Consider the following 9,002-nt stretch of genomic DNA (forward strand, 5'->3'; position numbering starts at 1 on the left):
GATATGCTATAATAATGACATCCCTTCGGGATTACAGAATCAATATTTTGTTCACTCATAGGGTTTGTGAGCGAAAGTACGCTGAATAGTTACGAAAAAATAACATAAATTTTGATGAAAAATATCTTTGGGGATAAGAGCATGGCGTATTTCGTTCATTCGTCGCTACGGGACTGATTTTATGTTATCATTAAAACACAGGCAATAAATTGCCTGCCTATTATCGTATGCCCTTAGAGGGCAAAAAAATATCGAATCATATACCCGGGGTTACCACTCTGGGTTGTAATATGTCAGCCCTTCGGGCTTTATCACAAACGATTATATTTCTGGTCACTCTTGTCCAAATTAAATTTTTAAAAAGCCGTCAAATCCCTATCTTATAAGATTTCTAGCGAATTTTGCGTAAATTGAAACGTAGATTTTAAGAAGATGCGCGGCCTTATTGGACACCAATGATTTCTCGTATGGAAATACTTCAGGTAAAAAATCTGATCAAGACCTTTGATGGGATACACGCCGTTGATAGTCTTTCCTTTGGTATTAAAAAAGGGACCATTACCGCCCTTATAGGTCCGAACGGTTCCGGTAAGACAACGACCTTCAACCTGATTACCGGGTTCCTGAAGCCAACAGCGGAAACACCTTTTTCAAAGGAAAGGATATCACACATATCGCCCCTCACAAAATCTTTAACCTCGGCATCGGAAGGACATTTCAGACGATCAGATTATTTCCGCAGATGACAGTCCTTGAGAATGTATTGCTCGGCATGAAATACCAGAAGGGTGAAAGTCTTACGGCAGCCATATTCAGGACATCGGAAATGGTGAAGGAGGAGAGGGTAAACAAAGAAAAGGCAATGGATCTGCTCAGAACCGTAGGTCTTGAGTTAAAGAGGGACGAATTTGCAGGAACCCTGTCTCATGGCCAGAGGAGGCTCCTTGAGATTGCAAGGACGCTTGGAACGGATTCCGCATTTTATCTCTTTGACGAGCCAACAGCAGGCGTCTATCCAAAGACGCTACCGATGCTTCTCGATATCATCAGGGGACTGAAATCTTCAGGGAAGACCATGCTTTTCATTGAGCATAATATGAAGGTTGTGATGGATATCTCGGACAAGATCATTGTCCTGAATTACGGCAAAAAAATAGCGGAAGGCGCGCCTGGTGAAATCCAAAAAAACGAAATAGTTCTTGAAGCCTATATGGGAAAGGGGAGAAGGGTTGTTTCTTGAGGCAAGGGGAATAAGTGTGTTTTATAACAGCGTAAGGGCCATAGAAGACGTGTCTTTTCGGGTTGATTCAGGAGAAATTGTGGCAATTGTAGGTCCTAATGGCGCCGGAAAGTCGACTGCACTGAAGGCCGTTTTTGGCTTAGTAAAGCTGCAGGCCGGAGATATTTTATTTCAGGGCGAAAGCATGAAAGGGTTGCGTCCTGATGAACCATCGGTGGGTTTATCGCCCGATTATGTGGACACAATCTTTGAAAAAATGGTAGAGATAAATAAATCCGGAACAAGCATCCTCCTCGTCGAGCAAAATGCCCGTATGGCACTGGAGATTGCTCACCGGGGCTATGTTTTTAAAATAGGCGCAATATTCCTGGAAAGCGCCGGGAAAGAGCTTCTTGAAAAAGAGGATGTAAAAAAGGTATTATGGGGTGATTGACTTTGTCGTTTTTTAATTTTCAAATGATCTGAATAGTACGGGCTGAACAATGGCTGAACAGACGATAAAATTTGATATTATTGGCATGCACTGTGTCAATTGTGCCGTGACAATAGAACGAAGGCTGAAGGATTTACAAGGGGTTAAGTCTGCACGAATTAATTTTTCCCGCACAACAGGGATTGTGACCTACGATGCAGATGTTACGAACAAGACCCAAATCGTGAAGTATATAAAAGAGATTGGCTATGCAGCCAAAGAACGGATACGGCTGGACCAAGCCGATCAGACATCCATCCAAATGGGATGGCTTATTTTCAGCATCCTGGCTTCCGTTGCTATGATGGTATTCATGTATGCACCCATGCCTGCCTCAGTGCATGACTTTATGCCGTATATTATGATGATTATTGCTACCGTGACGGTGCTGGGACCAGGGATGGATTTCTTTGTCAGCGCCTATAAGTCCATCAGGAATCTCTTTGCAAACATGGACGTGCTGGTCTCCTTGGGTGTCCTGTCTGCCTATATCTATAGCGCCTTTGCGGTTTTCGGTTCCTTTGGTACGTCAGGCCATGCGTTCTTTGAGACGGCCGTAATGCTGATCGCATTTATCCGTATCGGAAAGTATCTGGAAGAGCGGGTGAAGGGAAGGGCAAGTCACGCACTTCAGAAATTAGTGAAACTGCAGGCCGATAAGGCCCGGCTATTATCACCGGAAGGAAAGGAATCGGAGGTCAGCGCTTCCCTCCTCCAGGTTGGGGATATGGTGGTAGTCAGGGCGGGGGAAATTATACCGGTAGATGGTGAAGTGATGGAAGGCTCTTCGTCGGTGGACGAATCGATGGTAACGGGTGAGTCCATGCCCGTCTTGAAACAGAAAGGCGATGGCGTCGTGGGGGCAACCATAAATAAAACGGGTGTTTTAAGGGTAAAGACTACAAAGGTGGGTGAAGAAACGGTTTTATCTCAGATTGTCACGATGGTTGAAGACGCCCAGATGGATAAAGCCCCTATTCAGCGACATGCTGACCAAATAGCAAATATTTTTGTTCCTATAGTTGTGGGCTTATCCATAGTAACCTTTCTTTGCTGGTATTTTGTGTTTTATAACGTTGCGGGGCAGGATCCCTTTGTGTGGGCATTGAAGACGGCTATTGCCGTTGTGGTGATTGCGTGTCCATGTGCCATGGGACTTGCCACCCCGACGGCCATTATGGTAGGCAGTGGCGTAGGACTCGATCATGCTATCCTCATCAAACGTGCCAGTGCTCTTGAGGAGATCGCTCGGCTCAATGTCATAGTGTTTGATAAGACGGGTACCATCACAGAAGGACATTTTGTGGTAACTGATATTGTTTCATCGAATCAAGTTACTGAGTCCGAGCTGATTACCCTTGCGGCTGCAGGGTGCGCCTTATCGAATCACCCTCTCGCGCAATCGGTGGTTGAGGAAGGAAGAAAAAGAAATCTTCCATGGGATTTGGTTCGGGATTTTCAGGAAGAAGCGGGGGGTGGCATTATCTGTCGCTATAAGGGCAAGGATTTGCTGGTTGGAAACGAGAGGTTTTTGGTCTCTCACAGAATTAAGATAGATGCACTTCAGGGCAAATACGAAGAACTAACGGCACGTGGAAAGTCGACGATATTTATAGCATACGATGGCTTATATAGAGGACTCCTGGGCCTTATGGATAAAATAAAACAAAATGCGCGAGACGTTGTAACACAATTAAAAAAGATGAATGTACGGTCTGTCATAATGACGGGTGATAGCGATCTGGTGGCAAAGACGGTGGCCGCAGAGGTGGGCATTGACGAGTATCGTGCAAAAGTTCTGCCCGCAGAAAAGATGGAGATCATCAAGGATTTCCAGGGAAAAGGGCTGAAGGTTGGTATGGTTGGTGACGGCATCAACGACGCCCCGGCGCTTGCGCAGGCAGATGCGGGCATTGCCATTGGCGCAGGAACGGATGTCGCAAAGGAGACGGGCGATATTGTATTGATAAGGAATGATATGATGGACGTTGTGAGGGCGATTCAACTGGGCAAGAGGACATTGTCGAAAGTCAGACAAAATCTCTTTTGGGCATTTTTCTATAACGTGATTGGGATTCCCATTGCCGCTGGGATCATGTATCCATTTCTTGGCATTAGCCTGAAACCAGAATATGCCGGGCTAGCTATGGCATTTTCTTCTGTGTCGGTGGTAACCAATTCCTTATTGCTGAAAAGACGCCTCGTGTAATAAAGATTGTCAAAACCTTTCTGCCAATAGAAATATTTGACATTTCTTTTCAACCCGTTTATATTCTTTATCGTACCCGTAAATCACATAGCGCAACAAAGCCGGAATAAAATTTCCCCTGTCAAGAGGGATGAAGGGTGGTAAAACTTGCGAAAAAAAGATTTTACACGGTAATGCTTTAAATAGTCTGGATTATCGGTTAATGATTTCCATCTAATAAGGAGCGATATGGTTTACCTTTTCAGTATTTTTGAAAGTTTCGACGGTGCTATCGGGAAACTTCTCTTGTCGGCTGTTTTGGGCGGGATTGTCGGATGGGAGAGAGAGCGGCGGGGAAGGCCTGCAGGGTTGCGGACACACGTCCTGGTATGTATTGGTGCAACGTTGATGATGGTGGTGTCTGAACATATCTTTGAAAGATACAAAACATTTGACACAAATTCTGTTATACGGGTTGATCCCGCGAGGATTGCCGCTCAGGTAGTAACGGGGATCGGCTTCCTGGGTGCAGGCACGATCTTGAGATTTAAAACAGCGATACGGGGTCTGACCACTGCAGCATCATTATGGGTTATAGCGGGTATTGGGTTGGCCGTGGGAAGCGACTGTTATGTCCCTGCTATACTTACAACCACAATAACCCTTTTTGCACTCTTGCTAGGGTCTCTCTTTGAGCGCCATATTAAACGTGATACTTATAGAACACTCAAGATATGTGTCTCCAATTCCGAACCCGATTTCACATCCCTTATGGAAATATTAAAGCGAAATTCCGTGGAACTCCAGCATTATGAATTTGAACGGGATCTTATAAAGAACGAAGTTCTGTATAATATCAATGTAAAATTTAAAGACGAGGCTTTGGTTTCGAAGGTTTGCGACGAAGTCACCCGTTCGATTAAGGAGATCAGCAAGTTTGGCTGGGAATAAACTGTTTCTGATTATCTAACTACCGATCAAATAAACAGTTGACAATGCATAGTTGATTTGATATATTCCCCCCTAAACATATGAGTTAAACAATCTTTGACAGTGACTTTTAAACGCCCCTCTAAAAAGGGTGGGCAGGGGGGGTGTGTTAAGGCATTTTTACACACGTCTTAATCCTCTCTTTCTCGAGGGGAAGCTATGGTTGAAATTCCTGGAACGTCAAATAGGTCCCTTATAAACAAATCCATCTACCGATAACCGTTTTCATGGGAGATTTGATAATGATAAAGAATCTAGTATCGCCATTTAGGACGTTAACGTTAATGGCAGTATTAGTTTCTGGGGGTATATACGGTTGTTCTAAAGTTGATATGCCCGATGAAGTTATAGCCGCATATCGAAAGGCTATCCAGATTAACCCGAAAATGGCGGTCGCACACTATAACCTGGGAATAGCTTATAATGACCGCACCATGGTTGACGAGGCAATAGCAGAGCTGAAAAAAGCCACAGAGATTGATCCGGACTATAAGGATGCTCTTCTTCAACTGGGCTTGCTTTGTGTGGAGAAGGGTCTCTGGGAAGATGCAATTGCTGCATTTGAAGCAGTGATCCGATTAGATCCCAAGAATGAATTAGCGCTCGGCAAACTGGCTGATATCTATAAATCCAGAAAAATGTTTGGTGAAGCTATTCAGGAATATGAGAAGGTATTAGAAGCCAATCCTAACGATGTTGTAGTTCAATATAATTTAGGGGCTGTTTATGCTGAGAAAAACATCCCAGATGAGGCAATTAAGGCATTCAAAAAAGCTATAGAACTCAATCCGAATTATACAGACGCACATTTCGGTTTGGGTCAGATTTATTTAGACAAAAAACAATTTGATGAAGCGGTATTTGAACTGAAAAAGGCTACTGACATTAACCCAAACCACGCTCTTGCGCATTATTATCTTGGTTTGACCTACTATGCCCAACATGACAATTTAAAGGCTTCGGAGGCTTTCCGGCGGTCAAAAGAAATTGACAACAAAAATCCAAAAGTACATTATCATCTTGGCATTGTTTATGCCGACGAGAGACTGTTCGACGAGGCCATCGAAGAATTTCGTATGGTAATAAAGCTTGATCCTCGTGATGCAGAAGCGCATTACCGGCTTGGAAAGGCTTATGCAGACAAGCGGGTGCTTGCTAATGCTATAGCCACGGTTCGCAAGGCTGCAGCCGCCCATTACAACATACAGAACCCTTATTCAGACAAGAGGGCGTTAGATGAAGCGATTACATCATTGCAAAAGTCGATTGAAATAAATCCTTACAATCCATCCGTATATTTTGATCTCGGAAGCGCCTATTCACAAAGCAGAATTCTTGATGAGGCCGCAGCAGCTCTTGAAGAAACCATTAGGATTGATCCGAATTTTGCAAAGGCACACTACGGTTTAAGTATTATTTATGAACGAAAAGGAATGAAGGAAGAGGCTCAACGTGAACTTTCATCGTACAGGCAATTAACCGGTGAATGCAGGAAATAAGTTTTCATGAGAACCATCTCCTGAAGATATAATTTTTGTGCACGAAACAGTGGAGAGAATCATAGAAAAGAGGGTTAAATCCCTCTTTTTTATTTCATCATAAAAAAGTTCGTCAATTCATATGCGGGATAAGATATATGCATACCTGAAGACCCGGCAAGCAGGCGCTACCAGCAGCGAACTCGTTGAACACGTTCTGAAGATTAAAGGTGCATCGCCAGGAATCAGTGATACACTCATACAGACGGCTGCAGCAGGAGACCGCAGATTTACTGTAGATGAACACCACCGCTGGAAAATTGCAGAAAGAGGGGGAACGCCTTTCCCGGAGGCAGAGTTTGTCCTTCTTAGTTTTGTGATGGCTGACACTGCGGGAAGATCGAAAACCATTCTCGAGGTGAGTGCACAAAAACGGAAAAACGATACGATAGCAGACCGTCTTCACATCTGCATACATCCCGGTTTGTCAGTCGTATCATCTCTTCACTTGCCACCTGATTTTGCGCAGGAAATCAAAAAAGGAGTTTCCGGCGAGAAGGCTGCCTGTTCTCTCGTTCATTTCTTCGGAGAGTCCGTTTTGGTTGGCTACGACGTCCAGTCTGCCATATGTCAGATCAATAAGATATTGAATACCTTCCATAAAACGATTGAAAATCCGTTATTGTGTTTGCGCTCTCTTACGAAGAGACTCCTGCCAGCACTTCAGCAGAAATCATTAAATGATATTGCTTCATATTTTAAGCTTCCAGTGCTGGATATCCGGCGCACTGAAAAGGAGATGGATGCCATTGCCGACATCTTTTCTCGGTATAAGGATCTTTTAAAAGCGCAGGGATTCAGTACCGTGGAAGAGGCTCTGGAATTTCAACATCCTCACATTGAGTATGTCGATTTCAGTAACTATGACTTCGACAAATATTTCCTGTGGTCAATCCCCCAGAAACCTGGAGTCTATATAATGAAAGACAAACGAGGTGAAGTAATTTACCTGGGCAAGGCAAAAAATCTGAGGACGCGGGTGAGTTCTTATTTTTGGAATACGGCGGACAGGCTGCAAAAAATAACCGATATATTGCGGGATGTCCATCGCATTGAATACGAGGTTGCCGGCTCTGAACTCTCGGCAATGCTTATGGAATATCGTTTGATACAACAATACCGGCCGCGATTGAACCAGCAACTCGAAGTACATGAAAGGCCTGCCAGGTATGGAAGATTAAGGAATTTCATCGCCATCTTACCTTCGCCCACAGAAAAAAGCCTGGAACTGTTCTTTGCCAGGGAAGGACTACCTCTGGAACAATACGAAGTTTTGAAAGATGCCGCAAATCTTTCTGAAGTCGAAAGAATTTTAGACACCATGTATTATGGAGAACAGTCGGATGGCCGCTCTTCCATGCATGCGGACAGCAGGGAAAATCACCAAAAGGATCGTTTGTCTGCTCGCATGGAAAACGGGGAAATAGATATCGTGTTGAGTTGGCTAGAAGCAAATAAAGATTACGTGAATTATATCAATACAGATACCGTTTGTACAAAAGCGGCATGCATGGAACTGATAAAGGACTATATCAGAGACGAAGAAACACCCCAAAAAAAGCATTTCCGGTTAAAATGACAATTTTGTTGTGCAGGAATTTTCGTTTTATTTATGCGGTTATCAGGTGGCACGAACAAAAGAAGTTTGTCAGTGTTTAAAGGCGAAAGGGAAAGAATTCCAATACCCCTCCATAATCTCCTCCCCTCCCGTAAACCCTTATAGTTGAGCAAATTTTTTTGCTGAATAAAATGAAGAGCAAAAGACAAACTATGGCACATGATAGAGAAGGTAAGCCAAAGCGAAGAAGTCGTCCGCTGGAGATATCCGGGAGACTGGGGAGAAGGGTATAAGACAGCGTTGGTACCGGTGAAGAAAGAATTTCAGAATGTAAGATTTCCCAGCGCAGAAAAAAGGCGATGACTATTGTAAGGGATTTTTTTGACGGACCGGCATTGCCGGTTCCAATAGCATGTGATGCGGGGGTGAAATTGAAGGAGGGGCATACAGATTTTTGGGGATGAGGAGGTAAAGATTGATAATAAAGTATACTGGGTTGCCATGAACCAATTTGACCTCTTTGCGGAGGAGATCGCAACCATCTATAAGCCCCGGTAGAATATTGAAATCTTCTTCAACTGGTGGAAACGCCATCTTAAAGTGTACCATCTTATCGCAAGAAGTGAACACGGATTTATGGCGCAAATACTCGGTGGTCCTATAACCTGTCTGCTTCTTGCAATTTATTGTCACAACCATCATAAAGAGAAGGTGAGTATGAAAAGGGTCAGAGGGTTACGCATCAAAATACAAAACGGAGCCCGCAATCTCGAGACAGCTCTAACAACTCCTGCTTACCGACAGGCAGGCTACCATAATTACAAAGAACAAATATTGCATTCAGACGCAATTACTTAACCAGGCAACGCTGGTTTTTGCCAGAAGTCTGACATCAAATTTTAAAAGAAGGCATCACTTTCGTTTTTTGAAAAACTTCTGTGCTAATAAAAATAGCATGCAAGGAGGAGGTAATATAGGGATTATCCCCATGCTCAAAGAATTCACCGTTGGCGAAT

Annotated in this window: 8 protein-coding genes and 1 pseudogene; all 9 read left to right on the plus strand. The window is 43.8% G+C overall.

Going from position 1 to position 9,002, the window contains the following annotated elements:
• Positions 1-467 precede the first annotated feature (467 nt).
• The gene (locus BIY37_RS14260) at positions 468-746 is read left to right on the plus strand and encodes an ATP-binding cassette domain-containing protein (protein ID WP_179129263.1); all 279 of its coding nucleotides are present in this window, start codon (positions 468-470) and stop codon (positions 744-746) included.
• A complete protein-coding gene (locus tag BIY37_RS14265; protein WP_261340830.1) occupies positions 674-1,240 on the plus strand; it encodes an ABC transporter ATP-binding protein in 567 nt (188 codons plus the stop codon). The genes BIY37_RS14260 and BIY37_RS14265 overlap by 73 nt, the downstream gene beginning before the upstream one ends.
• Positions 1,200-1,673, plus strand: a complete 474-nt coding sequence (locus BIY37_RS03420) for an ATP-binding cassette domain-containing protein (protein WP_201789377.1) — start codon at positions 1,200-1,202, stop codon at positions 1,671-1,673. The genes BIY37_RS14265 and BIY37_RS03420 overlap by 41 nt, the downstream gene beginning before the upstream one ends.
• A gap of 49 nt (positions 1,674-1,722) precedes the next feature.
• On the plus strand, positions 1,723-3,921 hold the full coding sequence (locus BIY37_RS03425; protein ID WP_070066440.1) for a heavy metal translocating P-type ATPase: 2,199 nt from the start codon (positions 1,723-1,725) through the stop codon (positions 3,919-3,921).
• A gap of 228 nt (positions 3,922-4,149) precedes the next feature.
• A complete protein-coding gene (locus BIY37_RS03430; protein ID WP_070066441.1) occupies positions 4,150-4,851 on the plus strand; it encodes an MgtC/SapB family protein in 702 nt (233 codons plus the stop codon).
• 281 nt (positions 4,852-5,132) lie between these two features.
• On the plus strand, positions 5,133-6,389 hold the full coding sequence (locus BIY37_RS03435; protein WP_179129265.1) for a tetratricopeptide repeat protein: 1,257 nt from the start codon (positions 5,133-5,135) through the stop codon (positions 6,387-6,389).
• Positions 6,390-6,510: 121 nt separating this feature from the next.
• Entirely contained in the window at positions 6,511-8,007 is a 1,497-nt protein-coding gene (locus tag BIY37_RS03440) for a GIY-YIG nuclease family protein (protein ID WP_070066443.1), read from the plus strand.
• Positions 8,008-8,205: 198 nt separating this feature from the next.
• Positions 8,206-8,349, plus strand: a complete 144-nt coding sequence (locus tag BIY37_RS13360) for a hypothetical protein (protein WP_179129267.1) — start codon at positions 8,206-8,208, stop codon at positions 8,347-8,349.
• A 108-nt stretch (positions 8,350-8,457) separates the two neighbouring features.
• Positions 8,458-8,748 (plus strand): annotated as a pseudogene (locus BIY37_RS13800) (transposase); the annotation flags it as partial.
• Positions 8,749-9,002: the final 254 nt, after the last annotated feature.

The organism is Candidatus Brocadia sapporoensis, from assembly GCF_001753675.2.
Taxonomy (GTDB): Bacteria; Planctomycetota; Brocadiia; order Brocadiales; family Brocadiaceae; genus Brocadia; species Brocadia sapporoensis.